We start from the raw sequence: 25,647 nt of genomic DNA, 5'->3' as shown, positions 1-25,647 counted from the left end.
TACCCCCGGGAGATCCCCTGAAGGGAATTGCTGCAAGTTTTCAACTACTTGCAGTGCAGCAGACCGTACGAGTCCCGACCTCGGCGGTCAACCCCCAGGACATGTTCCTGTCACATACGCGAAATAGCGCCGGATTGAAGCCGGTTGGGGCCGCATAGGCCCCCGCGGCAGCCGAAAGGGCCCGCCGTCCCCTACGGACGACGGGCCCCTGAAACCGGATGAGACGGCTCGCGGCGGTCAGCCGGTGGTCCACCACACCGTCGTGTCGGCGGGCACCTTGGTCTCACCGTCCGCCTCCGTCACCTCACCGCTGGCGACCAGGACACGGCCGTACGACGGGACCACGACCGCCTCGCCGCCGGTGTTGGCGACGCAGACCACATGCCCGCGGCGGAAGGCGAGCACCCCCCCGGGCGCCCTCAGCCACTCCACCGAGTCGCCCGCGCCCAGCCCGTGCTGCTCGCGCCGCACGGAGAGGGCGGTGCGGTACAGCTCCAGGGTGGAGCCGGGGACGCCCTGCTGGGCCTCGACACTGAGGTCGCCCCAGCTCGCGGGCTGCGGCAGCCAGCTGCCGCCACTGCCGAAGCCGTACGAGGGCCCGGTGCGGGTCCACGGGATCGGCACCCGGCAGCCGTCACGGAAGCCGTCCTGGCCCTCGCCCCGGAAGTACGCCGGGTCCTGGCGCACCTCGTCCGGCAGATCCACGACGTCCGGCAGGCCCAGTTCCTCTCCCTGGTAGACGTACGCCGAGCCGGGCAGCGCCAGCATCAGCAGGGTGGCCGCGCGGGCGCGGCGCAGGCCCAGCTCGCGGTCTCCGGCCGTGCGGATCTGAGTGCCGAGGCCGGGCTCGTTGGCGAAGCGGGTGGCGTGGCGGGTCACATCGTGGTTGGACAGGACCCAGGTGGCGGGGGCGCCGACGGGGCGCATCGCGTCGAGGGTCCGGTCGATGACGGCACGCAGTTGCCCCGCATCCCAGTCGGTGGCCAGGTACTGGAAGTTGAAGGCCTGGTGCAGTTCGTCCGGACGGACGTAGTTGGCAGTGCGCTCGACGGTCGGGGTCCATGCCTCGGCGACGAAGATGCGCTCGTGGGGTCCGCCCTGCTCGGAGAGCTCCGGGGAGTACTCGTCGAGGATCGTGCGCCACTGGCGGTAGATGTCGTGGACGCCGTCCTGGTCGAAGAACGGCATGACGTCGTTGCCCAGCAGCTTGAGCTGGTCGTGGGTACCGAGGTCGGGCAGGCCCGCCGCCTTCACCAGGCCGTGGGCGACGTCGACGCGGAAGCCGTCGACGCCCATGTCCAGCCAGAAGCGGAGGATCGAGCGGAACTCGTCGCCGACCGCCGGGTGCTCCCAGTTGAAGTCGGGCTGCTCGGGCGCGAACAGATGCAGGTACCACTCGCCGTCCGGCACGCGGGTCCACGCCGGGCCGCCGAAGATGGACTCCCAGTCGTTCGGCGGGAGTTCGCCGTTCTCGCCCTTGCCGGGGCGGAAGTGGTAGCGGTCCCGCAGCGGGGAGCCGGGGCCCTCGGCGAGCGCCCGCTTGAACCACTCGTGCTGGTCGGAGGAGTGGTTGGGGACCAGGTCGACGATGATGCGCAGCCCCAGCCCGTGGGCGTCACGGATCAGGGCGTCGGCGTCCAGGAGGTTGCCGAACATGGGATCGACGGCCCGGTAGTCGGCGACGTCGTAGCCGGCGTCGGCCTGCGGCGAGGCGTAGAAGGGGCTGAGCCATACGGCGTCCACACCGAGGTCGCGCAGATACGGAAGGCGGGAACGTACGCCCTCCAGGTCGCCCATGCCGTCGCCGTTGCTGTCGGCGAAGCTGCGCGGATAGACCTGGTAGATCACCGCGTCCCGCCACCAGTCGCGGTGGGTTGCGACGGTGGCGAGGGCGGTGTTCGGGGCCGGGTCGGCGGAGTGCTGGCTCATGGCGTCCTTGATGCGATGAGGGTCCCCCCGGTCGAGCGAAGCCGAAAGTGGGGAGAGGTTCGGGTCATGGGGCTTGGGCGGGGCGGAGGTGACTGGCGGCCGCGGTGACAGCGGGGTCGGACGAGCACCGCGGCCGCCACCCGCGCGGGTCAGGCGCGCGGGAACCCCGGGAGGGTGGTCAGCCCTTCGTGCCGCCCGCGGTGAGGCCGGTCACCAGGTTTTTCTGGACAAGGTAGAAGAACACGGTCACGGGTATCGCGATCAACACCGCGGTGGCGGCCATGTAGTTCCACTGCGCGTCGTGCTCGCTCACGAACGTCTGCAGTCCGACGGCGAAGGTGTACTTCGAGTCGTCGAGCATGAAGGTGGTCGCGAAGGCGACCTCGCCGATCGCCGTGATGAAGTTGTAGAAGGCGGCGACGGCCAGTCCCGGGCGGGCCAGCGGCAGGATCAGCCGGAAGAAGGTGCCGAAGGGGGTGAGCCCGTCCACGCGTCCGGCCTCGTCGATCTCGAAGGGGATGGTGTCGAAGTATCCCTTGAGCAGCCAGGCGCTGTACGGCACGGCCGTGGTGCAGTTGATCACGATCAGCGACCAGTAGGTGTCGACGAGACCGAGTTCGCTGAAGATCTCGTACATCGGCACGATCAGGATGGCGATCGGGAAGGCCTGGGTGAGCAGCAGCACCCACATCAGCGGCTTGTAGCCGGGGAAGCGCATGCGCGAGACGGCGTAGCCGGTGGTGGCGGCGACGAAGACACCGATCACGGTGGTGCCGAGGGCCACGATCATCGTCGACTTGAACCAGTCGAAGAAGGCGGTGTGCTGCAGCACGAAGCTGTAGTTGGAGAAGGTGAGCCTGCCGGCGATCTCGCCCGGGTGCAGGTAGTCCTCCTTGTCCGGGCCGAGGGACAGGTAGAACAGCCAGGCCACCGGTGCCAGCGCGATGAGGCTCGCCACGACGAGGCCGCCGTGGAGCAGGGCGGCGCCCAGCGGGCCGCGCTCTCCCCGCCCTCGGGTCCGGCGCCGGGGCAGCGCTGCGGGGATCGGCCCGGCCTGGGTCTTTTCGAGGGTCGTGGTGCTCATGGCGGCGGCTCCTGCGGCGTCAGACGGCGAGCTGGTCATTGCGCTTCAGCCAGCGGAAGTAGAAGGAGGTGAAGACGGTCAGGAGCGACAACAGCAGCACGCCGTACGCGGCGGACTGGGCGAAGTCGCGCGGCTGCTGTCCGAAGCCCAGCTGGTAGGCCCAGGTGACGAGGATCTGGGCGTCCGGGGCGGAGTTCTTGCCGAACAGCAGGAAGATGATGACGAACTGGTTGAAGGTCCAGATGATGCCGAGCAGCACCACGGTGGAGCTGACCGAGCGCAGGCCGGGCAGGGTGACGTGCCGGAAGCGCTGCCAGGCGCTCGCACCGTCCATCTCGGCGGCCTCGTAGAGCGAGGAGTCGATGGACTGGAGGCCGCCGAGGAGCGAGAGCATCATGAACGGGACGCCGCACCAGGTGTTGACCATGATCGCGGCGAACCGCTGCCAGAAGGTGTCCTCCAGCCACTGCGGCTGGGGCAGGTGGAGGGCGTCGAGGACCTGGTTGAGCACGCCGGAGTCGGCGAGCATGATCCGCCAGGAGAAGACGGTGACGAAGGTCGGCACGGCCCAGGGCAGCACCAGCAGCAGCCGGTAGAAGGTGCGGCCGCGCAGCTTCTGGTTGAGCATCAGCGCGAGGCCGAGGCCGATGGTGTAGTGCAGGAGCACGCAGGCGGCCGTCCAGAAGACGGTCCACAGGAAGTGCGACCAGAAGCGGTCGTACGACGTCGGACCGAACAGGATGTCCTTGTAGTTGTCCAGCCCGATGAACTTGTAGGTGGCGTCGATGTGGTTGACGCCGATCGTGCGCGCCGAGTTGAGGCTGTTGGCGTCGGTGAGAGTCAGGTAGACGCCCCGCACCAGCGGGTATCCCACGATGACGCCGAGAACGACGACCACCGGAGCGATCATCGCGTAGGCGTACCAGTGCTTGTGGAATCCGTTCCTGAGGCGCCGGCCCAGCCCGGGCCGAGGCGCGCGGTCACCGCGGCGCTTGCCGGTCGCGCGGTCGATGGCGACTGTCATGGTTCGACACCTTCTGAAGGAGCAGGGGGAGGGGCCGGGCACGGCCTGTGGCCGCCGGATCTCTCCCCCTGTGTCTCAGGGAGATCCGGCGGCCACTCGGGGCTTACTTGCTGAAGTCCGGAACCAGCTTCTGGATCGCGAGCTCGGCGTTGCTCAGACCCTTGTCCAGGGGCTCCTTGCCGCCCGCGATCTTGGGCAGCTCGGTGTCGAGCGGGCCCCACAGCGAGCTGTACTCGGGCAGCGCCGGGCGCGGCTGGGCGGCGGTGAGCACGCTCTGGTAGCCGGCGATGCCGGGGTCGGCCTTGACCTGGGCGCTGTAGGCGTCCTCACGGGTCGGCAGGGTGGAGTTCTTCAGGGCGATGGTCTCCTGGGACTTCGCCGAGGTCATGAACTTGACGAGCTTCAGTGCCGCCTCCTGGTGGGCCTTGTCCGAGCCCGCGTAGACGGACAGGTTGTGACCGCCGGTCGGGGCGCCCGCCTTGCCGGCGGAACCGGCCGGGACGGTGGCGATGCCGAGGTTGGCCTTGTCCTTGAAGGCCGAGCCCTTGTAGAAGTTCGTGATCTCCCAGGGGCCCTGGATGATCGCGGCGACCTTGCCGTTGACGAACGCGTCCTGGATGTGGGCGTAGGCGTCGGCGGTGGTGTCGGCCTTGTGCAGGCCCTTGCCGGAGAACGTGCTCAGCCAGGTGCCGTACGCCTTCTTCGCGGCGGCCGAGTTCACGGTGATCTTCTTGGCGGAGGCGTCGACCGTGTCGGCGCCCTCGCCGTAGAGGAAGCTCTGCGCGTAGTAGGCCTGGGTGGAGCCCCAGTAACCGTCGACGCCGGCCTTCTCCTGCACCTTCGCGGCGTCGGACTTCAGCTCGTCCCAGGTCTTCGGCGCCTCGGTGATCCCGGCCTTCTTGAAGAGGGCCTTGTTGTAGACCAGCGCGAGGGTGTCGGTCACCAGGGGCACGCCGTAGGTCTTGCCCTCGTACTGGGCCTGCTGGATCAGGCTGGACTGGAACTTGTCCTTCTCCGCTAGGGCCTCGGTGCCGTCCAGCGGCAGGAAGTAGCCCTTCTTCGCGAAGGCGGGGGTCCAGCCGACCTCGGAGCGCAGCACGTCCGGGGCGCCCTTGGAGCCGGCCGCGGTGTCGAACTTGTTCTGCGCCTGGTCGAAGGGGACGTCGACGTACTGGACCTTGATATTGGGGTTGGCCTTCTGGAAGTCCTGGACCAGCGCCTTGTACGTCGGCGACTCATTGGTGGCGTTGGAGGTGTCCCACCAGGTGATGGTGACCGGACCGTCCGCCTTGTCACTGCCGCTGTCGCTTCCGCCGCAGGCCGTCGCCGCGAGGGCGACGGACGCCACCAGCGCGGTGGCCGCTATGCCACGCCGCATGAGTTCTCCTTGAGGGTGAAAGCCCGTGTAGCTCCAGGTGGCGGTCCCGTCCGCCGCCCCTGCCGACTCCGACTGCGCCGTTGCTGCCGCCGGGCGACGTGAACGTAACAGCGATGCAATCGGCGCGAAAGAGCTTGCAGAAAAAAAGTGCAAGAACCGGTGATGGTTACCCGTCCGTGACCTCGCCGTGAGGCCTGGTATACCTGGTCTACCGGCTGGTCTGCCGGGTCAGGGGCACTTGTGCAAGACTCTGAAAGCTCTTGCCACACGTCTCCGGCGCAGGGACCATCCTCTTGCGGACACGGACGCCGAACACGATCACGAGGGAGTTCGATGACGCAGCAACCCGCAGCGGGCCGACCGACCGCCCGGGCCCGGCGTCGGATTGGTGGGCAAGCCGAGACACGGCCGGTACAGTCCCATCCCGTGACCACACGGCTTGCCGACATCGCGGTGCAGGCGGGGGTCAGCGAGGCGACCGTCAGCCGCGTCCTCAACGGGAAGCCGGGCGTCGCCGCGACCACCCGCCAGTCCGTGCTGGCCGCTCTCGATGTGCTGGGCTACGAGCGTCCGGTGCGGTTGCGCCAGCGCAGCGAGGGCCTGGTCGGCCTGATCACCCCGGAGCTGGAGAACCCGATATTCCCGGCACTCGCCCAGGTCATCGGCCAGGCGCTGACCCGGCAGGGATACACCCCGGTGCTGGCCACCCAGACCCCGGGCGGCTCCACCGAGGACGAGCTCACGGAGATGCTGGTGGACCGCGGGGTGGCGGGCATCATCTATGTCTCCGGCCTGCACGCGGACACCACCGCCGACATGCAGCGCTACGAGCGGCTGCGTGCCCAGGGCGTGCCCTTCGTACTGGTGGACGGCTTCTCCCCCAAGGTGCAGGCGCCCTTCATCTCCCCCGACGACCGGGCCGCCATGTCGCTGGCGGTCACCCACCTGGCGTCCCTGGGGCACACCCGGATCGGGCTGGCTCTCGGGCCCAAGCGGTTCGTGCCGGTGCAGCGGAAGATCGAGGGATTCGTCCGCACGATGCAGGACCAGTTCGGGCTGGCTCCCGAGGACGTCGAGTCGCGGCTGATCCAGCACTCCCTCTACACCCTGGAGGGCGGCCAGGCGGCGGCGACCGCACTGATGGACCGGGAGTGCACGGCGGTGGTGTGCGCGAGCGACATGATGGCGCTGGGGGCGATACGCGCGGCACGGCAGCGCGGGCTGGAAGTCCCCACGGACATCTCGGTCGTGGGCTTCGACGACTCCACGCTGATCGCCTTCACGGACCCGCCGCTGACGACGATCCGCAAGCCGGTCCCGGCGATGGGTCAGGCGGCCGTGCGGACGTTGCTGGAGGAGATCGGCGGCACACCCGCGCCGCACAGTGAGTTCGTGTTCATGCCGGAGCTGGTGGTGCGGGGATCGACCGCTTCGGCGCCTGGGGACCGGACTCATACCTGAGCAGGAGTTTCGGGGCCCCGCAGGGGTCCGCCAGGTGGAGAACATGCGACCGCCACCCTTCCGGGGGATGATCGGTCGGCAACGCTTTTCTGGCAGACTCTGTGCCTATGGGTGACAGGACCGTGACGACAGTGGAAGGCCGGGTGCCGGCCGCACCACAGGGCGTCACGGACACGACGGAGGACCGCACGGGGGCGAGCCTTCTGCGCAGGCTCCGCACTCCGCGCCGCCCACGCTTCTGGTTCGAAATCCTGCTGATCGGGGTCAGTTACTGGACCTACTCCCTGATCCGCAACGCGGTACCGGAGCAGAAGGCACCGGCGCTGGCCAACGCGGACGGGTTGTGGCGTCTCGAACACCTCCTGGGGATGGCGGTCGAGGACTCGGTCAACCGTGCCGTCAACTCAGTGACATGGCTGATCGTCGCAATGAACTACTACTACGCCACCCTGCACTTCGTGGTGACCCTCGGGGTCCTGGTGTGGCTGTTCCACAGCCATCCGGGCCGGTACGCGGCCACGCGGCTGGCGCTGTTCGCCACGACGGCGGTCGCGCTGCTCGGCTACTACTTCTTCCCGCTCGCCCCGCCCCGCCTGATGAACGGCGGGGACTTCGTCGACACGGTGGTGGTGCACCACACCTGGGGCTCGATGGCGTCGGGCGACCTGAAGCACATGTCGAACCAGTACGCGGCCATGCCGTCGATGCACATCGGCTGGTCGCTGTGGTGCGGCCTGACGCTGTTCGCGCTGAGCACGGTGCGGTGGGTGCGGGTTCTGGGCCTGCTGTACCCGGCGATGACACTGACGGTGATCGTCGCCACGGCGAACCACTTCTGGCTGGACGCGGTCGGCGGGACCCTCTGCGTCTCGGTCGGCTTCGCGGCGGCGTGGCTGTGGTACGGCGCCCTGCCGTACGCGCTGCCGCGCCGGGTGGCGGGGGCCGGCGGCCCCGTGTTGCTGCCCGCGGAGGCATGAGGGGCGGCCCGCCGCCGCCCCTTCCCTCACGAGCCGTAGAAAAGCTCCTCCACCACGGCCCTGGCCCGGCGCGTCGTACGCCGGTAGTCGTCCAGCATGTCGCCCACGTGCCCCGGCCCGTACCCCAGGTAGCGGCCCACCGCGGCGAGCTCCCGGCTCTCGGACGGAAACGTGTCGCCGGCCCGGCCCCGGACCAGCATCACCGCGTTGCGCACCCGTGAGGCGAGCACCCAGGCCTCGTCAAGGATCGCGGCGTCCTCCTCGGACATCAGCCCCGCCTCGAGCGCGGCGGCCAGGGCGGCGCGGGTGCGGGTGGTGCGCAGGCCCGGTTCCGCCCAGCCGTGCCGCAGCTGGAGCAGCTGGACCGTCCACTCCACGTCCGACAGTCCGCCACGGCCCAGCTTGGTGTGGAGCGTCTTGTCCGCGCCCCTCGGCAGCCGTTCCGACTCCATGCGGGCCTTCAGGCGCCTGATCTCGCGTACGGCCTCGGCGCCCAGCCCCCGCGCCGGATAGCGCAGCGGGTCGATCAGCGCGATGAAGCGCCGGCCCAGGTCCTCGTCCCCGGCCACGGGCTCGGCCCGCAGCAGCGCATGCGACTCCCACACCAGCGACCAGCGCCGGTAGTACGCCTCGTACGAGGCCAGGGTGCGCACGAGCGGTCCCGACTTGCCCTCGGGCCGCAGATCCGCGTCGATGAGGAGCGGCGGGTCGGTGCTCGGCAGCTGGAGCAGCCGCCGCATCTCCGCGACCACCTTGTTCGCGGCCTGGCCCGCCTCCCGCTCGTCCACGCCCTCCCGCGGCTCGTGCACGAACAGCACGTCCGCGTCCGAGCCGTAGCCCAGCTCGTGTCCGCCGAAACGGCCCATGCCGATCACCGCGAACCTGGTGGGCAGAGTGTCGCCCCAGCCGGCCCGCACGACCGCACGGAGCGTGCCCGCCAGGGTGGCCGCCGTGAGGTCCGAGACCGCGCCGCCGACCAGGTCGATCAGCTCGCCCTGGTCCGGGCGGGCGGGCGCGTCCTCGCTGCCGTACGAGCCGACGATGTCCGCGGCGGCCGTACGGAACAGCTCGCGCCGGCGCACCCCGCGTGCCACCGTCACCGCCTGTTCGGCGCTCTCGGCGCGGCGGACGGCGGCGAGGATCTCCTGCTCCAACTGGGCCCGCCCGCGCGGTTCGAGCCCGCCGCCCTCGCCGTCGCCGAGGAGGGCCACCGCCTCGGGCGCGCGCATCAGCAGGTCGGGGGCGAGCCGGCCCGCGGACAGCACACGGGCGAGGTTCTCGGCGGCGGCGCCCTCGTCCCTGAGCAGCCGCAGATACCAGGGGGTCTTGCCGAGCGCGTCCGAGACCTTGCGGAAGTTGAGCAGGCCCGCGTCCGGGTCCGCGGAGTCCGCGAACCAGCCGAGCAGGACGGGCAGCAGGGTGCGCTGGATGGCGGCCTTGCGGGTGACGCCCGAGGCCAGCGCCTCCAGATGGCGCAGGGCGGTGGCCGGGTCCGCGTAGCCGAGCGCGACCAGGCGTTCCCGGGCCGCTTCGGGGCTCAACCGCGCCTCGCCGGGGCCGAGTTGGGCGACAGCGTCGAGCAGTGGCCGGTAGAACAGCTTCTCGTGCAGCCGGCGTACGACGCCGGTGTGCCGCTTCCACTCGCGCAGCAGCTCCTCGACGGGGCCGGTGCGCAGGCCGAGGGAGCGGCCGAGGCGGCGCAGGTCGGCCTCGTCCTCGGGGACGAGGTGGGTGCGGCGCAGCCGGAAGAGCTGGATGCGGTGCTCCATGGAACGCAGGAAGCGGTACGCCTCGTCCAGCTGCACGGCGTCGGTGCGCCCGACGTAGCCGCCGGCCGCGAGCGCCTTCAGGGCGTCCAGGGTCGTGCGGCTGCGCAGCGAGGTGTCGGAGCGCCCGTGCACCAGCTGAAGGAGCTGTACGGCGAATTCCACGTCCCTGAGGCCGCCCGGACCGAGTTTCAGCTCCCGCTCGATCTCCCCGGCGGGGATGTTGGCGACGACCCGGCGGCGCATCTTCTGCACGTCCGCGACGAAGTTCTCACGCTCGGCGGCTCCCCAGACCAGGGGGGCGAGGGTGGTCACGTACTGCTCGCCGAGCTCCCTGTCGCCGGCCACCGGGCGGGCCTTGAGCAGGGCCTGGAACTCCCAGGTCTTGGCCCAGCGCTGGTAGTAGGCGAGATGACTGCTCAGGGTGCGCACGAGCGGGCCGTTTCTGCCCTCGGGGCGCAGATTGGCGTCGACGGGCCAGATGCTGCCCTCGACGGTCGTCTCGGAGCAGATCCGCATCATGTGCGAGGCGAGCCGGGTCGCGGCCTGGAGGGCCTTGCGCTCGTCGGCGCCGTTCGCTGTCTCGCCGACGAAGATCACGTCCACGTCGGAGACGTAGTTCAGCTCGTGGCCGCCGCACTTGCCCATCGCGATCACCGCGAGCCGGCAGCTCGCGGCGTCGTCGGGGGCGGCGGCCCGGGCGAGGGCGAGGGCGGCCCGGAGGGTGGCGGTGGCGAGGTCGGCCAGTTCGGCGGCGGTCTCGGCGACGTCGGTGGTGCCGCACACGTCGCGCGCGGCGATCGACAGCAGACAGCGGCGGTAGGCGACGCGCAGCGAGACGGGGTCGGTGGCGTCCGCGAGCTGCCGTTCGAATTCCTCCACCCCGGGGTGGAGGTCCTGGGGCTCGTAGGTCACCAGCGCGTACCAGTCGCCGGGGTGGCGGGCGAGGTGGTCGGCGAGCGCGGCGGAGGCGCCGAGGACGCCGAGCAGCCGGTCCCGCAGGGGCTTGGCCGCGATCAGCGTGTCGAGCAGCTCCCGCCGGCCGGTGGGGGTGGGCTGCGCCTCCAGGAGCCGGACGAGCCCGCGCAGCGCCAGATCGGGATCCGCCGTCCCGCCCAGGGCCTCGAGCAGCACGGGGTCGGCCCTCATCGGCTCCAGCTCGTCGCTCTCCAGGAGCCGCTCGGCGGCGGAGGGATCGGTGAAGCCGTGCCGCAGCAGCCGGGTGAAGGTACTGCTCCTGCGTCCTTGGGGCACGGTCATCCCTTGGCCTCCCGAGCGTCGATCAAGGTCCTGCGGCTTTGAGCCTAGCCGCAGCACCCGCCGGAAGCGCCCGCGAGGGGGTGGGAGAGGGGCGCCCGGCCGATGTGGGGTGCGTGCGTCTCCGGCTCCCGATGCGGGGTGCGTGCGTCTCCGGCTCCCGATGCGGGGTGCGTGCGTCTCCGGCTCCCGATGCGGGGTGCGTGCGTCTCCGGCTCCCGTTCCGGGACAGATGAGTCCCGGCCCCGGGAGAACGTGGCCCGGGCCGGGGTGCCTGGTCTCTCCCGCCCCGGCCGCAGCGTGGCGGTCAGGTGGGCGTCTCGGTCCGGGCGGGCCCTGGCTGCGGGAGTTGCTCGTCCAGCAGTCGGCCCAGGGTCTCGGCCGCGCGGACCGCCGCGTCGCCGCAGCAGTTGTTGAACAGCACGTGCACCTGGTCGGTCCGCTCGGCCAGGGCACGGATCCGCGGCACCCACTCCCCCAGCTCGCGGCCGGCGTACGCATGGCGGAAGCGGTCCTCCTTGGACCCCGTGCCCCAGGCCGGGCTGCGCCCGTGGAAGCGGACGACGGAGAGCCGGGGCGCGGTCACCGGCGTGACGGGCGGCATGGAGGCGGGCAGCCCCTGTGCCGTGTCCACGGCCACGGCGGCGGCATCCAGGTCCGCGAGCAGCGCCGTGGTGGCGGTGCCCCGGCCGCCCCGCCACCAGTCCGGGTGCCGGAACTCCACGGCGAACGGCCAGCCATGGGCCCGTTCGCGACAGCGGCGTACGAACTCCTCCGCGCCCCGGCCCGGCGCGAGCGACGGGGGGAACTGGAACAGCAGGGCGCCGAGCCGCCCGGCCTCCCGCAGCGGTGACAGCGCCTCGGTGAAGCGCGCCCACACCTCGTCCAGCAGCCCCACGTCCCCGCCGTCCGGCGGGGCTGCCCGCCGGCCGGACAGGGCGGGGCGCAGATCGGCGGGCAGCGCGGCCGGCCGCGTCGGATGTCCCGTCAGCAGGGAGAAGGCCTTGACGTCGAAGACGAAGCCCTCTGGTGTGCGCTCCACCCACAGCCGACTGGTGCGGGGGCTGGGCAGCGCGTAGTACGACGAGTCCACCTCCACCACCGGAAACCGCTCCGCGTAGAACCTCAGGCGTCCCTCGGCGTCGCGCCGCCCCGGCGGATACCACCCGCTCGCCACGAGCGCCCGGTCGGTCCAGGAACACGTCCCCACAAGGATCTCACCCATGGGCCGCGGGTACCCGCCCGACGCGGCGTCAGCGCGGCGTATTCGGTGCTGTGTTGACGCGGGCGCCTGTCAGCGGCAGCAATTCACCGCGTTTTCATCCGCCGGGTGAGACGGCGTGAGGGTATGGAACGTTGGCGTGCGCATGCTCTGTCCGCACCGCCTCCCCGTACCCTCCCCCTACCGGAGGTCGAAGTGTCCGGCCGTTCCGTCTACCGCCGTACCCGCACCGCCGTGGCGTCCGCCGCGGCCCTCGCCGTCGCAGCGATCGGGCTGTGGACCGGGCTCGGCGGCGAGTCCCCCGCGCACGCCGCGGGCGCCGTGCCGAGCCCGGACCACGTGGTCGTCGTGGTCTTCGAGAACCATGCCTACAGCCAGGTCATCGGCTCCTCCAGCGCCCCGTACATCAACTCGCTGACGTCCGGCGGTGCCAATCTGACCCAGTCGTACGCCGAGACCCACCCCAGCCAGCCCAACTACTTCGCGCTGTTCTCCGGCTCCACCCAGGGCATCACGGACGACAGCTGCTACACGCCGGGCTTCTCCTCCGCCCGGAACCTGGCCTCCGAGCTGATCGCCGCGGGCCGGACCTGGGCGAGCTACAACGAGTCGCTGCCCAGCCAGGGTTCGACCACGTGCAGCAGCGGCAAGTACGCGCGCAAGCACAACCCCTGGTTCGGATTCAGCAACGTCCCCACGTCGAGTGCCAAGACCCTCGCACAGTTCCCCACCGACTACTCCACGCTGCCCCAGGTCTCCTTCGTCGTCCCCAACCTGTGCAGCGACATGCACGACTGCTCCGTGTCGACCGGTGACACCTGGCTGGAGAACAACCTGGGCGCGTACGCCACCTGGGCCAAGACCCACAACAGCCTGCTCGTCGTCACCTTCGACGAGGACAACCGGCTCAGCGGCAACCGCATCCCGACGGTCCTGTACGGCCAGCCGGTGACGGCCGGGTCGAGCAGCTCGACCACGTACAACCACTACGACCTGCTGCGCACCCTGGAGGACACCCAGGGCCTGACGACGCACGCGGGCAACGCGGCCTCCGCCAAGGACATCACCGGCATCTGGGCGTCCTGACGTGTATGTAGCGGACAGCCGCGCCGGCTCCCCGTCGGCACCGGCGGCCGCGGACGGCGCCACCCGGCCCCCCGCCGGGCGGCGCCGCGCCGCGGTCGCTCCCACGGTGCTCGCGCTCGGCACGGTCAGCCTGGTCACCGATGTCTCGTCCGAGATGGTCACGGCGGTGCTCCCGCTGTACCTGGTGGCGGGCCTCGGCCTGTCCCCGCTGGGTTTCGGGCTTCTGGACGGCATCTACAACGGCTTCTCGGCGCTCGTACGGCTCGCCGGAGGCCATCTGGCCGACCGGGGCGGAGGGCGTCACAAGTGGGTGGCGGGCCTCGGCTACGGCATCTCGGCGCTGTGCAAACCGCTCCTGCTGCTGGTGCACACCCTCACCCCCATCGGCCTGGTGCTGGCCGCCGACCGCACCGGAAAGGGCCTGCGCACGGCGCCCAGGGACGCGCTGATCTCGCTGTCCAGCAGTCCGGAGACCCGCGGCCGCGCCTTCGGGGTGCACCGGGCGATGGACACCGCGGGCGCGTTGCTCGGCCCGCTCGTGGCGTTCCTGATCCTGCGGGCCACGGTGGACGGCTACGACGCGGTGTTCACGGTCAGCTTCTGTGTGGCGGTGGTCGGGGTGCTGGTCCTGGTGCTGTTCGTGCCGGGCGGCAGGCGACAGCCGGTCCCGGCCGGGCCGCCCGCGCGGACCGCCCCGGCCGACCGTCCGACCCTCCGTGCGGCGGTCGGGCTGCTCCACCGCCATGAGCTGCGCCGGATCACGGTCTGCGCGCTGCTGCTGGGGCTGGCGACGGTCAGCGACTCCTTCGTGTATCTGCTGCTGCAACGGCGCCTCGGCGTCCCCGACCGCTGGTTCGCGCTGCTTCCGCTGGGCACGGCTGCGGCGTTCCTGGTCCTGGCGGTGCCGCTGGGCCGGCTCGCGGACCGGGCGGGCCGGTGGACGGTGTTCCTGGCGGGCCACGCGGCGCTGCTCCTGGCGTACACGCTGCTGCTCACGTCCTGGCACGGCACCGCCCTGCCCTACGCGGTGCTGCTCCTGCACGGCGGTTTCTACGCGGCGACCGACGGGGTGCTGATGGCGGCGGCCTCGGAAGGCGTGCCGGAGCACCTGCGCTCGTCGGGACTGGCGCTGGTGCAGACGGGCCAGGCCCTCGCCCGGTTCGCCTGCTCGCTGGGGTTCGGGGCGGCCTGGACGGTATGGGGCGACCGTACGGCGCTCACGGCGTCGGCGGTGGCGCTGGCGGCGTGCGCCGCCTTCTCCCTGACCCTTCGCCCGAGAGACAAGGCAACGGCATGACCGTACGCAACCGCATCCTGGTGTTGCTGTCGGCGGTGGTCGTCCTGGCGGCGGTGGCCGTGGCCTCCGTGCTGCACGCCTCCGCCCGCGCCGATCGGCGCGACCGGACACAGGCAGGCGGCCCGAACGTCACTCCGGGTGCGGTCACCCTGACGCAGCCCGGCCGGATGGTGTTCCGCAACATGGCATGGGGGCCGCACCGCGACGAGCTGGTGGCGGCCCCCGCCACCAGCCCTTCGGGCCCGCGCACGGCGTCCGGCCTCAAGTGCCTGCGTTTTTACGCCGCTTCGGGAACCGGCGTGTGCCTCCAGGCGGTGCACGGACCCGTCTCGGACACCTACCGGGCGGCGATCCTCGACGCCTCCCTGCACATCAGGGCCCGCTACGACGTCCCGGGCATCCCGTCCCGCGCCCGGGTCTCCCCGAGCGGCCGCTTCGCCGCCTGGACGGCCTTCGTGGGCGGGGACTCGTACGCGGGTACGAACTTCTCGACCCGTACGGCGATCGTGGACACCCGTACGGGCGCGCTCACCCCGTCCCTGGAGGCGTACCGGATCGTCAAGGACGGCAGCACGTACCACGCGGCGGACGTGAACTTCTGGGGCGTGACCTTCGCCTCCGACGACCGCACGTTCTACGCGACGCTCGCCACGCACGGGACGACGTACCTGATACGCGGAGACCTGCGCAGCCGCACGGTGACCACCCTTCACACGAATGTGGAGTGCCCGTCCCTGTCCCCCGACGGTACCCGGATCGCGTTCAAGAAACGCGTCACCGCTCTCCCCAAGGACGCCCCCTGGCACCTGTACGTCCTGAACCTGCGCACGCTGCGCGAGACCCCGCTGGCGGAGCCCCGCAGCGTCGACGACCAGGCCGTCTGGCGGGACGATCACACCCTGGTCTACGCCCTCCCCGGCGACTACGGGGCGGACCTGTACGAACTCCCGGCGGACGGCACGGGAAAGCCGCGGCGCATCAGCACCGCGGCCGTGTCCCCGGCGTACGTCAGATGAGTCGTTCGGCCTCGGCCGACGGCGCCTGGCCGATGTCCTCGGCCCAGACGTCCGGGTAGCGTTCCTGAAATTCCGCCATGAGGGATTTGCACCGGGCGTCTTCGAGGAGAATCACTTCCACGCCGCGTTCGGTGAAAGCGTTCAGATCGCCCGCGAAGGTCGTGGCCTCGCCGACCACCAGTCGCTTGATGCCGAACAGAAGAATCGCGCCGGTGCACATCTCGCACGGAGACAGGGTCGTGTACAGCGTGGTGCCCTCGTACGACGTCAAACGGCCGGCGTTACGCAGGCACGCCATCTCGCCGTGTGCAATGGGGTCGTTGCGCTGAACCCGCTCGTTGTGGCCTACGGCGACGAGGCGGCCGTCCCGCTGGAGGGCAGCGCCGACGGGAACCCCACCGGCGTCCAGCCCCTTCCGCGCCTCTGCCAGCGCGGCTTCGAAGCATTCCGTGTCCACCGTTGTGAGAGTCACGCCCGGCAGCATACGCCAGCAGGCTTCACAGGTCGATACTGCGCGTGCGCGCCACATTCAGGAAAATCCTGGGAAGACTCTCGAAAGACTATCGCCGCACCTTTCACGCAACCCTTCTTTCAAGGACCACGCCAAGAAGGAGCAAGATGGCCGCCAGTTGCGCGATGATCCAGGAGATCCGATAGCTCAGCGTCCTTCGGTTGCGCACGTGCAGCAGTTTCAGGAAGAGGTCATCGGAGTTCTCCAGCTCACCCGTGTCGGTCCAGTGCACCCATACGACATTCAGACACAGGGCGGAGGAAATGCCGCTGACGGCGAGGGACGAGAACACCAGCACACTCCCCGTGGTGATGTCCCGTGAGAACATCGACAACGTGATCGAGCTGGCGGCCATCAGAATTCCGTCATAGGACAGGAGCGCCTGGGCCTTGGTGTCGAGAACGCTGAGACACGAGTAGAGATAGGCGTGCTCGAAGGCATCGTCACGCTGCGGCTGGAGCGCCCGGATCGCTTCGAGGTGGCGTGCCCCGTCGTCGTCCCCCCGGTACACCCCTTCGAACAGCCATGAGAATAAATTACCGAAAGCAGCCATCGGCCCCCCGCCGGCTCTTCGCCCCCCAAAGCGGTGAGACCAACGCACCGCCGCGCACAGCATAGGGTCGCGCGCATCTTGATCGGTAGGCATTCGGCCGGCACCCGAAGCGGAACAAAGCAGTCGGAGGCATTGCGCTGCTCGACCTCGTGCAGGTACATGTCGGCGGCCCCCGTGGGCCAGGGCTCCCGGCACCAATTCGGCCGACGGAATCCCGGCATTGCCGCAGAAGTGAGCGTGGGGCCACGGCTCTTGCCGTCTTGCCGACGCCGGGGCACCCGGGACAGGGACCCGGGTGCCCTGCGGATGCGTCCTCAGCTGGGGCAGCCGGGAACGCTGCCTGCCGGGGCGCAGTCGTCCGGTGTGTTGTTGCGCACCGTCGAGCGGTCCAGCGTCACCTTGTTGTTGTTGTAGATTCCGCCGCCGATGCCGTTGTTCGCGGTGTTGCGCGTCACCGCCGAGTCGATAAGTGTGACCGTGCTGTCGTTGGAGATTCCGCCGCCGTTGCCGTTGTTCGCGGTGTTGCGCGTCACCGTGGAGTTGATCAGCACCAACACGCCGCCGGCGAAGTTGTAGATGCCGCCGGTGTCGGAGGCGGAGGTGTTGTTGCGCACCGTGGAGTGGTCCAGCACGACCGTGCCGCGGAAGTTGTAGATGCCGCCGATACTCCCCGCCGTGTTGTCGCTGACCGTGGAGTGGTACAGCGTCAGGGCGCTGTTCTGCGCGTTGAAGACGCCGCCGCCGTTGCCAGGGCTCGCAGTGTTGTTGCGCACCGTGGAGTCGTCCAGCACGACCGTGCTGTTGTCGTCGTTGAAGATGCCGCCGCCGGCGTTGACGGCGGTGCTGTCGCTTACCGTCGAGTGGTACAGCGTCAGCGTGCTCCCGCTGTTGTTGACGATGCCGCCGCCGTTGAAGCCGCTGCCGTTGGTGACGGTCAGGCTCTTCAGTTGCACCTGAGCGCCGTTGGTGACCGTGAGGGTGGTGCCGGTGTGCGTGCCGTCGAGGACCGCTCGCCTCAGGCCGATCAAGGTCAGGTCCTTGTCGATGGTGAAGTTGCCGGTGCAGGTCCCCCGCACCAGCAGCGTGTCCCGGGGGGAAGCGGCGGTGATCGCGGGTTGCAGGGCGTTGGGGTCGGCGTCGCAGTCCACCGTTGTCTGGGCGGCCACGGCCGCGGCCGGCCCCGCCACCGCGAGGCCGGCTGCCCCCGCCGCCACCGCAGCCGACACCCACCGATGCCACACCGGTCGGGACGTTCGCATGACCATCCGGCTTCTCCTTCTCTGTGACAGGCCAGGACCGGCCGCCCCGGCCTGCTGTCGTTCTCGGGAAAGGGCGCCATGAACGCCCACACGTCGTACAAGGGATGTCCCTGCAGCGTGGTGCGGGCTGGAAGCCGCGCCGCCGACGGCCCGGGTGTCCCCTGAACGGCCGGGCGCGTTGACTGGTTTGGCCCACAGACGGCGGATGATCAGGCCTCGGCGGGCGGCGCAGGCGGCTTTGGGCGGGAGCGGTTCGGCGCCCCCGCCGGTGCCGAGTGGCAGCCCGTTCGGAGCTGCTGCCTGCGTGGTTCGTGCAGCGCTGCGCGCCGGAGCCCCCGGAGCCCGAGCCCGGCCTGTCGACCGGCACCCAGGCCTGGCTCCGGAAGTGGGAAGCTATGACGCCCGAGCAGAAGGCGGCCTTCGGCCAAGGGCCTTGGACGCTGTCGGGCCGGCTCTATCACTTCGACCCGCCGCGTGCTGCCGGACGCCGGCGAGGCGTCGAGACGCTCGGCCAGTGCCCCGGCCACGGCGATCCGTCCTCTTTCGGACCGCCGGTCCGGCGCCGGACGGCCCGGGGACGGCCCAGGGAAGCGCTGGGACGCCGTGGGGCCGGCGGTCCCTGACCGTCCGGCCCCACGCGGCGAATCAGCGGGAAACCGCTGATGACCTGGGCTACAGCACCGGCAGGTTCTTGCGCAGCTCGAACGCCGTGACCTCCGAGCGGTACTCCTCCCACTCCTGCTTCTTGTTGCGCAGGAAGAAGTCGAAGACGTGCTCGCCCAGGGTCTCGGCGACGAGGTCGCTGCGCTGCATCAGGGCGAGCGCCTCGCCGAGGTTCTGCGGGAGGGGCTCGATGCCCATCGCCCGGCGCTCGGCGTCCGTGAGCGCCCACACGTCGTCCTCGGCGCCCGGCGGCAGCTCGTAGCCCTCCTCGATGCCCTTCAGGCCGGCGGCCAGCAGGACCGCGTAGGCCAGGTACGGGTTGGCGCCCGCGTCGAGCGAGCGGACCTCGACCCGCGCCGAGCCGGTCTTGCCCGGCTTGTACATCGGGACGCGGACCAGGGCGGAGCGGTTGTTGTGGCCCCAGCAGATGTAGGAGGGGGCCTCGCCGCCGGCGCCCGCCGTGCGCTCGGAGCCGCCCCAGATGCGCTTGTAGGAGTTCACCCACTGGTTGGTGACCGCCGAGGTCTCGGCCGCATGGCGCAGCAGACCCGCGATGAAGGAGCGGCCGACCTTGGACAGCTGGTACTCGGCGCCCGACTCGTAGAACGCGTTGCGGTCGCCCTCGAAGAGGGACAGGTGCGTGTGCATGCCGGAGCCGGGGTGCTCCGAGAACGGCTTCGGCATGAACGTGGCCTGGACGCCCTGCTCCAGCGCCACCTGCTTCATGACCAGGCGGAACGTCATGACGTTGTCGGCCGTGGAGAGCGCGTCCGCGTAGCGCAGGTCGATCTCCTGCTGGCCCGGGGCGCCCTCGTGGTGGGAGAACTCGACCGAGATGCCCATCGACTCCAGCATCGTGATCGCCTGGCGGCGGAAGTCCATGCCGACGTTCTGCGGGGTGTGGTCGAAGTAGCCGGAGTTGTCGGCCGGGGTGGGACGGCTGCCGTCGAGGGGGCGGTCCTTCAGCAGGAAGAACTCGATCTCCGGGTGGGTGTAGAAGGTGAAGCCCAGGTCGGAGGCGCGGGCCAGGGCGCGCTTGAGGACGTAGCGCGGGTCCGCGAAGGACGGGGAGCCGTCCGGCATGAGGATGTCGCAGAACATACGGGCCGTGCCCGGGGCCTCGGCGCGCCAGGGCAGGACCTGGAACGTCGAGGGGTCCGGCTTGGCGATCATGTCGGACTCGTAGACGCGCGCGAAGCCCTCGATCGCGGAGCCGTCGAAGCCGATGCCCTCGTCGAAGGCCTGCTCCAGTTCGGCAGGCGCCACGGCCACGGACTTGAGGAAGCCCAGCACGTCCGTGAACCACAGGCGTACGAAACGGATGTCGCGCTCCTCCAACGTCCGGAGCACGAACTCCTGCTGCTTGTCCATCTTCCGCTTCCCCATCCTTGCTGGTCAGGCCGTCTGTCCCCGGTGCCGCGGGAGAGACGGTCGGGCACCTGAGCATCCCACCACAACAGCGTTTCGTGCGCGTTGCGGACCATGATCGGCCGACCGATCCCGGACTGAACGCCTCACTGGGCGGGTGTTCCGCTCTGCCGCCCATCTTGCCTGCTCGTCGGCCCATCTGTAATGGCCGACCCCGTCCGGGTTCCCCCCTAAAATTTGCATCTCAAATGCAAGTTTTATTAGCGTGGTGACGGTCGAACGGGCCGCCCATCCCCCATGCAAGGAGTGCCGATGCTGTCCGGACAGTCCGCAGCCACCGTCAGCGCCACCCTTCCCGCCGTCGGCGCCTCTCTCGGCGAGATCACCGAGCGCTTCTACGCGGGGCTGTTCGCAGCCCACCCGGAGCTGCTGCGCGACCTCTTCAACCGCGGCAACCAGGCGGCCGGCACCCAGCGGCAGGCACTGGCGGGCTCGATCGCCGCCTTCGCCTCCGCGCTCGTGGAGCACCCGGACCGGCGGCCCGACGTGATGCTGAACCGCATCGCCCACAAGCACGCCTCACTGGCGGTGACGCCCGAGCAGTACAAGGTCGTCCACCAGCACCTCTTCGCGGCCATCGCGGAGGTCCTCGGCGACGCGGTCACCCCCGAGGTCGCGGCCGCCTGGGACGAGGTCTACTGGCTGATGGCGAACGCGCTGATCGCGATCGAGAAGCGGCTGTACGCGGCGAGCGGGCAGACCGGCTGGCGGACCTGGAAGGTCACCGGACGCGTGGAGGAGACCGCGGACGTCGCCACCTTCCAGCTGCGCCCGGCCGACGACGGTCCCGTCCCGGACTTCCGCCCCGGCCAGTACGTCTCCGTCCGCGTCGAACTCCCCGACGGCGCCCGGCAGATCCGCCAGTACAGCCTCTCCGCCGCCCCCGGCTCGCCGCTGCGGCAGATCAGCGTCAAGCGGGTGCAGGGCGACACGGCCCCCGACGGCGAGGTCTCCGGCCACCTCCACGCGCGCGTGCACGAGAACGACACTCTGGAGCTGTCCGCCCCGTACGGCGACCTCGTCCTGGACGCCACGGACACACCCCTGCTGCTCGCCTCCGCCGGTATCGGCGTGACCCCGATGATCGCCATGCTGGAGCAGCTCGCCCGCACCGGCCACACCGCCCCGGTCACGGTCGTGCACGCGGACCGCTCCCCCGCCGCGCACGCCCTGCGCGCCGATCACGAGGGCTTCGCCGCGAAGCTGCCAAACGCCGACGTGCACTTCTGGTACGAGCAGGAGGCCCCCGAGGCCGCGCGCACCGGCCGTGTCGACCTCTCCCCGGTGGCGGTCGCACCCGGCACCCGCGCGTACCTGTGCGGTCCGCTGCCCTTCATGCGGGCGGTGCGCTCCCAGCTCATCGAGAAGGGTGTGGCGCCCGCCGACATCCACTACGAGGTGTTCGGGCCGGACCTCTGGCTGGCCCAGGACTGACGGGCCGGGGTCACCTCGCGGCAGGGCCTGCCGTTCGGATCAGCTCGGCGTCCGAAAGGCGGGCCCTAGGGCATCCGGGAGATGTCCAGCAGCAGGGGCCCCGTCGGCGCCGCCACCACGTCCTCCACCGTCACCGGGTCCAGCGTGGCGAAGAACGCCTCCTGGGCCCGGCGCAGCGCACCCCGCAGCCGGCATCCGGTGTGCAGGGGGCACGGTGTGGCTCCCTCGCAGTCGACGACGTCGCCCTCCCCCTCGAAGGCACGCACGATCGCGCCGACGGACGCCGTGCGGCCCGCCTCGGTGAGCGCGAGTCCGCCGCCCCGGCCGCGGCGCGCCTCGAGCAGACCCATGTGCTGGAGTTCCGCGACGACCTTGGCGGCGTGCGTGTAGGGCACATCCATGCCCGCCGCGACCTCGCGGGTCGTGGGGCTGGACCCGTGGGCGACGGCGAGCCGCATCAGGACGCGCAGCGCGAGGTCGGTGGAGCGCAACAGCCGCATGCCTTCAGCGTAAATAATGCGCATCTCGTCTTCAAATTATCGGAACGAAAGCCGCTTCTTCGGTCATTGGCGTGTCCGGCCCACGTCCGTGCCACCCCCGCCCACTACGATCAGCGGTCCCGAACGTCCTCCCCCCTCCAAAAGGACTGGCCATGGGCTCCGCCAACAAGACCGGCTCCGCCGACCGCAAGGCCCGGATAGAGGAGATGCGTCGCGCAGAGCGCGCCCGGCAGCGGCGCAACCGGATCCTCACGATCGCGGCCAGTGTGGTCGTCGCCGGCGGTCTCGTCGCCGGCGGTGTCGTCCTCATCCAGTCGCAGACCGGCGACAAGGCCGTCGCGGCGAGCGACGCCAAGGATGCGAGCGGCTCCAAGGGGGCGGGCCACGCCAAGAACCCGGGTCACTTCGTCACCGGCCCGGACGGTGTCCGCACGTGGAAGGGCACACTGGGCCGCACCCACACCACGAAGTCGGTGACCTACCCCATGGAGCCCCCGGTCGGCGGCAACCACTACCCGGTGTGGCAGAACTGCAACGGCGACGTCTACACCAAGCCCGTCGACAACATGAAAGCCGTGCACTCGCTGGAGCACGGCGCGGTCTGGGTGACGTACGACGGCAAGGCGGCCAAGTCCGACATCGACGCGCTCGCCGCCAAGGTCAGGCAGACGCCGTACACGCTGATGAGCCCCGTCGAGGACCAGAAGGACCCGATCATGCTCTCCGCCTGGGCCCACCAGCGCACGGTGACGAGCGCGAGCGACCCGAACGTCGACAAGTTCTTCGCCGAGTTCGTCCAGGGCGCCCAGACGCCCGAGCCGGGCGCGGCCTGCACGGGCGGGCTGGGCCAGTGAGGCACATCGGCTGGATCGCCGGGGCCGCGGCGGCCGCGCTCGTCGCGGCCGGAGCGATCACCTACGCGGTCGCCGAGGACACGGGGCCCACGACGAAGGCACCCACCGCCGACTCCGCGGACGCGGGCTTCGCGCGGGACATGGCGGTCCACCATCAGCAGGCCGTGGAGATGTCGTACATCGTGCGCGACCGCACCCGGAACGAGGAGGTGCGCCGGCTCGCGTACGACATCGCGCAGACGCAGGCCAACCAGCGCGGCATGCTGCTGGGCTGGCTCGATCTGTGGGGACTGCCGAAGGTGTCCGCCGATCCGCCGATGACCTGGATGGGCATGGGCGACATGGCCTCCGGCGAGGACGGCGCGCTGATGCCGGGCATGGCCACCAACACCGAGCTGAGGAAGCTGAACACGCTGCGGGGCAAGCAGGCCGAGATCCTCTACCTGCAGCTGATGACCGACCACCACAAGGGTGGCATCCACATGGCCGAGGGCTGTGTCGCCAAGTGCACGGTGGGCGTGGAGAAGAAGCTCGCGCAGGGCATGGTCGACGCACAGCAGTCGGAGATCGAGCTGATGGCGACGATGCTCAAGGAGCGGGGCGCCAAGCCACGCGACTAGGGAGTCTCGCCCCTGTCCATGAGGGGGCCGCAGGCCGCCGCAAGGAAACCGCGCCGATCGAAACCTTCCCGCAATCAACGGGAGTTGCCGAAACCTGGTCAAATGCCCCCTATCGGCGGCCACTTGGCTTCTTCTTGGCCATTTCATTCCCCTGGCATGAACTGTTCACCGGGAGAGTGGCCCCGATCGTGTGATCCATTCACCTCGCCGTCACCGCGCGATGGTCTACGCGGATCACCGACCGACCACTCCATGCGACGAACCGCATCCAGGGGGTTCTATGAGATCCAACCGCGCCAAGGCGCGCGCCGGAGTGAGCCTGGCAGCGACACTGCCACTGCTCACCGGCGCACTGGCGCTCGGCATTCCCGCGGCGCACGCTGCGGACAACCCCGGCCGGGCCTCGCTCGCGGGCACCAAGCCCGTGTGGGCCACGGCCAAGGCGGACAAGGGCGCGACCTCGAACAGTGCCCAGGTCTCCGCCCGCGTCTACCTCGCCGGCCGCGACGCCGCGGGCCTGGCCGCCTACGCGAAGGCCGTCTCCGACCCGAGCTCGCCGCTGTACGGCAAGTACCTCAACGCCCGGCAGACGCAGGCGCGTTTCGGCGCGACCAAGGCCCAGGTGAGCGCGGTCAAGTCGTGGCTGAAGTCCGCGGGCCTCGAGGTCACCGCGGTCACGCAGCACTACGTGGCCGTGACGGGTGACGTGGCCGCCGCCGAGAAGGCGTTCGGCACCCAGCTGCACAACTACGCCAAGGGCGCGAAGACCTACCGGGCACCGTCGCAGCAGGCCTCCGCGCCGGCGGCCCTCAAGGGTGCCGTGCTGACCGTCACCGGCCTGGACAACGCCCCGCACAAGGCGAGCCACCGCGACCAGCTGCCGCCGCCGGACGCCGTGTTCAAGAACTCCGGGCCGTTCTCCTCGTACTACGGCTCGAACATCGCGAACGCGCTGCCGGACGCGTACGGCACCAAGATCCCGTACGCCGTCCAGGGCTACACCGGCAAGCAGCTGCGAGCCGCGTACGGCGCCGGGACGTACACGGGCCAGGGCGTCCGGATCGCCATCACCGACGCCTACGCCTCGCCGACCATCGCCTTCGACGCGGCCACCTACGCGAAGAAGAACGGCGACGCCGCGTACAGCACCAGCCAGCTGCGCCAGGTGCTGCCGAACGGCTACACGAAGACCAAGGAGTGCGGGGCCGCCGGCTGGTACGGCGAGGAGACCCTCGACGTCGAGGCCGTGCACGCGGTCGCCCCCGCCGCGGACATCACGTACGTCGGCGCCGCCTCCTGCTACGACGACGACCTGCTCGACTCGCTCAGCAAGATCGTCGACAACCACCTGGCCGACATCGTCTCCAACTCCTGGGGCGACATCGAGGCCAACCAGACGCCGGACCTGGCGGCCGCCTACGACCAGGTCTTCCAGTTCGGCGCGGTGCAGGGCATCGGCTTCTACTTCTCCTCCGGCGACAACGGTGACGAGGTCGCCAACACCGGGACCAAGCAGGTCGACACCCCGGCCAACTCGGCGTGGGTGACCGCGGTCGGCGGCACCTCGCTGGCGGTCGGCAAGGGCGACAAGTACCTGTGGGAGACCGGCTGGGGCACCGAGAAGGCCGCGCTGTCCAAGGACGGCAAGAGCTGGGAGAACTTCCCCGGCGCCTTCACCTCGGGCGCGGGCGGCGGCACCAGCAAGACCGTGCCGCAGCCCTACTACCAGAAGGGCGTCGTCCCGAACGCGCTGGCCACGGCGAACAACGCCGCGGGCAACCGTGTCGTCCCGGACATCGCGGCGATCGCCGACCCGAACACCGGTTTCCTGGTCGGCCAGACGCAGTCCTTCCCGGACGGCTCGCAGCAGTACAGCGAGTACCGGATCGGCGGCACCTCGCTCGCCGCGCCGGTGATCGCGGCCGTCCAGGCCCTGGCGCAGCAGGCGCAGGGCGGCAAGGCCATCGGCTTCGCCAACCCGGCGATCTACGCCAAGTACGGCTCGAAGTCGTTCCACGACGTCACGGACAACCCGACGGGCTCCGGCCTCGCCGTGGCACGCGTCGACTTCGTCAACGGCCTGGACGCGAGCGGCGGTCTGAGCACCTCCGTGCGCAGCCTCGGCCAGGACAGCTCCCTGAAGGCCGTGAAGGGCTACGACGACGTGACCGGCGTGGGCTCGCCCGCCCCGGGCTACGTCGACTCGTGGCGCCGCCACTGACCGGCGGAACCTCTCGGTGACGCGTCGCGCCCGTCCCCCTCGGCGGGGGGCGGGCGCACGTGCGCGTGCGCCCGGGGATCGGCACGATCGGGATCGGCACTAGGCGG

The 25,647-nt window shown here is 70.5% G+C and carries 20 protein-coding genes; 9 read left to right on the top strand and 11 right to left on the bottom strand.

Going from position 1 to position 25,647, the window contains the following annotated elements:
* Window positions 1-237: 237 nt before the first annotated feature.
* The 4 genes from ABZ876_RS16345 to ABZ876_RS16330 all read right to left on the bottom strand — a co-directional run bounded on the left by ABZ876_RS16345 (window position 238) and on the right by ABZ876_RS16330 (window position 5,415).
* Window positions 238-1,929, bottom strand: a complete 1,692-nt coding sequence (locus ABZ876_RS16345) for a glycoside hydrolase family 13 protein (RefSeq protein WP_361780514.1) — start codon at window positions 1,927-1,929, stop codon at window positions 238-240.
* A 178-nt stretch (window positions 1,930-2,107) separates the two neighbouring features.
* A complete protein-coding gene (locus ABZ876_RS16340; protein WP_361780511.1) occupies window positions 2,108-3,013 on the bottom strand; it encodes an ABC transporter permease subunit in 906 nt (301 codons plus the stop codon).
* 19 nt (window positions 3,014-3,032) lie between these two features.
* Window positions 3,033-4,037 carry a sugar ABC transporter permease gene (locus ABZ876_RS16335; protein WP_361780508.1) on the bottom strand — a complete coding sequence of 335 codons (1,005 nt, stop codon included), beginning with the start codon at window positions 4,035-4,037 and terminating at the stop codon, window positions 3,033-3,035.
* A gap of 103 nt (window positions 4,038-4,140) precedes the next feature.
* Window positions 4,141-5,415, bottom strand: coding sequence for an extracellular solute-binding protein (locus ABZ876_RS16330; RefSeq protein ID WP_361780505.1), 1,275 nt, complete (start codon window positions 5,413-5,415; stop codon window positions 4,141-4,143).
* Between the two features lie 426 nt (window positions 5,416-5,841).
* Between ABZ876_RS16330 and ABZ876_RS16325 the strand changes: the two genes are divergently transcribed.
* Window positions 5,842-6,876, top strand: a complete 1,035-nt coding sequence (locus ABZ876_RS16325) for a LacI family DNA-binding transcriptional regulator (RefSeq protein ID WP_361780502.1) — start codon at window positions 5,842-5,844, stop codon at window positions 6,874-6,876.
* A 107-nt stretch (window positions 6,877-6,983) separates the two neighbouring features.
* Window positions 6,984-7,853 carry a phosphatase PAP2 family protein gene (locus tag ABZ876_RS16320; protein ID WP_361780499.1) on the top strand — a complete coding sequence of 290 codons (870 nt, stop codon included), beginning with the start codon at window positions 6,984-6,986 and terminating at the stop codon, window positions 7,851-7,853.
* A gap of 26 nt (window positions 7,854-7,879) precedes the next feature.
* Here the strand turns inward: ABZ876_RS16320 and ABZ876_RS16315 are convergent, their stop codons facing one another.
* On the bottom strand, window positions 7,880-10,879 hold the full coding sequence (locus tag ABZ876_RS16315) for a bifunctional [glutamine synthetase] adenylyltransferase/[glutamine synthetase]-adenylyl-L-tyrosine phosphorylase (RefSeq protein ID WP_361780496.1): 3,000 nt from the start codon (window positions 10,877-10,879) through the stop codon (window positions 7,880-7,882).
* Window positions 10,880-11,183: 304 nt separating this feature from the next.
* Window positions 11,184-12,101, bottom strand: coding sequence for a DUF72 domain-containing protein (locus tag ABZ876_RS16310; RefSeq protein ID WP_361780493.1), 918 nt, complete (start codon window positions 12,099-12,101; stop codon window positions 11,184-11,186).
* 192 nt (window positions 12,102-12,293) lie between these two features.
* On the opposite strand from ABZ876_RS16310, the gene ABZ876_RS16305 reads away from it, so the two are divergent.
* From ABZ876_RS16305 to ABZ876_RS16295, 3 genes are read left to right on the top strand one after another with little or no spacing between them, the layout of a single operon-like run.
* Window positions 12,294-13,184 carry an alkaline phosphatase family protein gene (locus ABZ876_RS16305; protein ID WP_361780490.1) on the top strand — a complete coding sequence of 297 codons (891 nt, stop codon included), beginning with the start codon at window positions 12,294-12,296 and terminating at the stop codon, window positions 13,182-13,184.
* Window position 13,185: 1 nt separating this feature from the next.
* Window positions 13,186-14,481, top strand: coding sequence for an MFS transporter (locus ABZ876_RS16300; RefSeq protein ID WP_361780487.1), 1,296 nt, complete (start codon window positions 13,186-13,188; stop codon window positions 14,479-14,481).
* Window positions 14,478-15,497: a TolB-like translocation protein gene (locus ABZ876_RS16295; RefSeq protein WP_361780484.1), complete on the top strand. Its 1,020-nt coding sequence runs from the start codon at window positions 14,478-14,480 to the stop codon at window positions 15,495-15,497. Before ABZ876_RS16300 ends, ABZ876_RS16295 begins: the two co-directional genes overlap by 4 nt.
* On the opposite strand, the gene ABZ876_RS16290 is transcribed toward ABZ876_RS16295, so the two are convergent.
* The 4 genes from ABZ876_RS16290 to glnA all read right to left on the bottom strand — a co-directional run bounded on the left by ABZ876_RS16290 (window position 15,490) and on the right by glnA (window position 19,854).
* On the bottom strand, window positions 15,490-15,969 hold the full coding sequence (locus ABZ876_RS16290; RefSeq protein WP_361780481.1) for a nucleoside deaminase: 480 nt from the start codon (window positions 15,967-15,969) through the stop codon (window positions 15,490-15,492). The genes ABZ876_RS16295 and ABZ876_RS16290 overlap by 8 nt on opposite strands.
* 103 nt (window positions 15,970-16,072) lie before the next feature.
* Window positions 16,073-16,561, bottom strand: a complete 489-nt coding sequence (locus ABZ876_RS16285; RefSeq protein ID WP_361780479.1) for a hypothetical protein — start codon at window positions 16,559-16,561, stop codon at window positions 16,073-16,075.
* Between the two features lie 314 nt (window positions 16,562-16,875).
* Window positions 16,876-17,820 (bottom strand): hypothetical protein, encoded by a 945-nt coding sequence (locus tag ABZ876_RS16280; RefSeq protein ID WP_361780476.1) that lies wholly within the window; start codon window positions 17,818-17,820, stop codon window positions 16,876-16,878.
* A gap of 672 nt (window positions 17,821-18,492) precedes the next feature.
* A complete protein-coding gene (gene glnA, locus ABZ876_RS16275; protein ID WP_361780473.1) occupies window positions 18,493-19,854 on the bottom strand; it encodes a type I glutamate--ammonia ligase in 1,362 nt (453 codons plus the stop codon).
* Between the two features lie 309 nt (window positions 19,855-20,163).
* On the opposite strand from glnA, the gene ABZ876_RS16270 reads away from it, so the two are divergent.
* Complete coding sequence (locus ABZ876_RS16270; protein WP_361780470.1) at window positions 20,164-21,345, top strand: globin domain-containing protein; 1,182 nt, start codon at window positions 20,164-20,166, stop codon at window positions 21,343-21,345.
* A gap of 65 nt (window positions 21,346-21,410) precedes the next feature.
* On the opposite strand, the gene ABZ876_RS16265 is transcribed toward ABZ876_RS16270, so the two are convergent.
* Entirely contained in the window at window positions 21,411-21,845 is a 435-nt protein-coding gene (locus ABZ876_RS16265; protein ID WP_361780467.1) for an Rrf2 family transcriptional regulator, read from the bottom strand.
* Between the two features lie 152 nt (window positions 21,846-21,997).
* Between ABZ876_RS16265 and ABZ876_RS16260 the strand changes: the two genes are divergently transcribed.
* The 3 genes from ABZ876_RS16260 (at window position 21,998) to ABZ876_RS16250 (ending at window position 25,540) form a co-directional block, all read left to right on the top strand.
* Window positions 21,998-22,699, top strand: a complete 702-nt coding sequence (locus ABZ876_RS16260) for a DUF3105 domain-containing protein (RefSeq protein ID WP_361780464.1) — start codon at window positions 21,998-22,000, stop codon at window positions 22,697-22,699.
* Window positions 22,696-23,319 carry a DUF305 domain-containing protein gene (locus ABZ876_RS16255; RefSeq protein ID WP_361780461.1) on the top strand — a complete coding sequence of 208 codons (624 nt, stop codon included), beginning with the start codon at window positions 22,696-22,698 and terminating at the stop codon, window positions 23,317-23,319. The genes ABZ876_RS16260 and ABZ876_RS16255 overlap by 4 nt, the downstream gene beginning before the upstream one ends.
* A gap of 280 nt (window positions 23,320-23,599) precedes the next feature.
* Window positions 23,600-25,540, top strand: coding sequence for a S53 family peptidase (locus ABZ876_RS16250; RefSeq protein WP_361780458.1), 1,941 nt, complete (start codon window positions 23,600-23,602; stop codon window positions 25,538-25,540).
* The last annotated feature ends 107 nt before the right edge of the window (window positions 25,541-25,647 follow it).

The organism is Streptomyces sp. NPDC046931 (assembly GCF_040644655.1).
Classification (GTDB): domain Bacteria; phylum Actinomycetota; class Actinomycetes; order Streptomycetales; family Streptomycetaceae; genus Streptomyces.
Note: the sequence above shows the minus strand (reverse complement) of the source record. Positions and strands in the feature narration are given on the sequence as shown.

Coding starts and splice junctions, on each gene's coding strand:
- ABZ876_RS16345 (WP_361780514.1), bottom strand. CDS start 1,929: ATGAGCCAGCACTCCGCCGACCCGGCCCCGAACACCGCCCTCGCCACC.
- ABZ876_RS16340 (WP_361780511.1), bottom strand. CDS start 3,013: ATGAGCACCACGACCCTCGAAAAGACCCAGGCCGGGCCGATCCCCGCA.
- ABZ876_RS16335 (WP_361780508.1), bottom strand. CDS start 4,037: ATGACAGTCGCCATCGACCGCGCGACCGGCAAGCGCCGCGGTGACCGC.
- ABZ876_RS16330 (WP_361780505.1), bottom strand. CDS start 5,415: ATGCGGCGTGGCATAGCGGCCACCGCGCTGGTGGCGTCCGTCGCCCTC.
- ABZ876_RS16320 (WP_361780499.1), top strand. CDS start 6,984: ATGGGTGACAGGACCGTGACGACAGTGGAAGGCCGGGTGCCGGCCGCA.
- ABZ876_RS16315 (WP_361780496.1), bottom strand. CDS start 10,879: ATGACCGTGCCCCAAGGACGCAGGAGCAGTACCTTCACCCGGCTGCTG.
- ABZ876_RS16310 (WP_361780493.1), bottom strand. CDS start 12,101: ATGGGTGAGATCCTTGTGGGGACGTGTTCCTGGACCGACCGGGCGCTC.
- ABZ876_RS16295 (WP_361780484.1), top strand. CDS start 14,478: ATGACCGTACGCAACCGCATCCTGGTGTTGCTGTCGGCGGTGGTCGTC.
- ABZ876_RS16285 (WP_361780479.1), bottom strand. CDS start 16,561: ATGGCTGCTTTCGGTAATTTATTCTCATGGCTGTTCGAAGGGGTGTAC.
- ABZ876_RS16280 (WP_361780476.1), bottom strand. CDS start 17,820: ATGCGAACGTCCCGACCGGTGTGGCATCGGTGGGTGTCGGCTGCGGTG.
- glnA (WP_361780473.1), bottom strand. CDS start 19,854: ATGGACAAGCAGCAGGAGTTCGTGCTCCGGACGTTGGAGGAGCGCGAC.
- ABZ876_RS16270 (WP_361780470.1), top strand. CDS start 20,164: ATGCTGTCCGGACAGTCCGCAGCCACCGTCAGCGCCACCCTTCCCGCC.
- ABZ876_RS16265 (WP_361780467.1), bottom strand. CDS start 21,845: ATGCGGCTGTTGCGCTCCACCGACCTCGCGCTGCGCGTCCTGATGCGG.
- ABZ876_RS16260 (WP_361780464.1), top strand. CDS start 21,998: ATGGGCTCCGCCAACAAGACCGGCTCCGCCGACCGCAAGGCCCGGATA.
- ABZ876_RS16250 (WP_361780458.1), top strand. CDS start 23,600: ATGAGATCCAACCGCGCCAAGGCGCGCGCCGGAGTGAGCCTGGCAGCG.